This window comes from Vibrio sp. D173a (assembly GCF_030248475.1).
The window spans coordinates 1-669 of the sequence record NZ_JAHGAH010000811.1 but is presented as its reverse complement, the minus strand read 5'-3'; the positions used below and the strand labels follow the sequence as shown (position 1 = coordinate 669).

1 protein-coding gene is annotated in these 669 nt (G+C 46.3%); it reads right to left on the bottom strand.

The genetic code is table 11. The features are described 5' to 3' along the window. Positions 1-105: 105 nt before the first annotated feature. A partial coding sequence (locus KIV40_RS29475) for a phosphoglycolate phosphatase (RefSeq protein WP_285352797.1) occupies positions 106-669 on the bottom strand: 564 nt, incomplete at its 5' end.

Sequence of the window (669 nt, the reverse complement as noted above, 5' to 3'; positions counted from 1 at the left end):
CTTCTTAACTTAAATATAGAAAAGCCGCACAGCTCTTCTGTACGGCTCATCCAGTGTACTCATTGACAAGTATTTTGCCAGTAGCTTAACTAACTTTTGTACGCTTTATGCTGAAACGAGAACAACATCGAGCAATTGAGCGACACTATCAGCCACATAGTCAGGATTTGATGCTGAAATAGGCTCACCGTGGTTGTAGCCGTATGTCAGACCAAACGAGTGACAACCTGCATTCTTCGCCGCTTTAATATCATTACTAGAGTCACCAACCATCAACATCTCTTCCGCTTTCACATTGTGTTTTTCTAGTAACCAGTTTAGCGCGACTGGGTTCGGTTTCTTTTCTGGGAACGAGTCACCGCCAAGTACATCAACAAAGTACTTGTCGATGCCGTGTTGCGCGAGAACGTCTGGCACAAACTTCGATGGTTTGTTAGTGACCAATGCCATGGTAAAGCCCGCTTTGTGCAGCTCAGCCAACGTCTCTTTTACTGACGGGTAAAGGTGGCTTAGCTTGTGGCCGCCTTGCTCGTAGAAATCATCAAACAAGATACGCGCTTTCTTCAGAAGCTCTGGTTCTAAGCCTGGGTCAACGGTTAGGTTGCGGCTGAGCGAACGTCCAATAAGCACGTCAGCACCATTACCAACGTAGTCACGAACTTGTTCTTC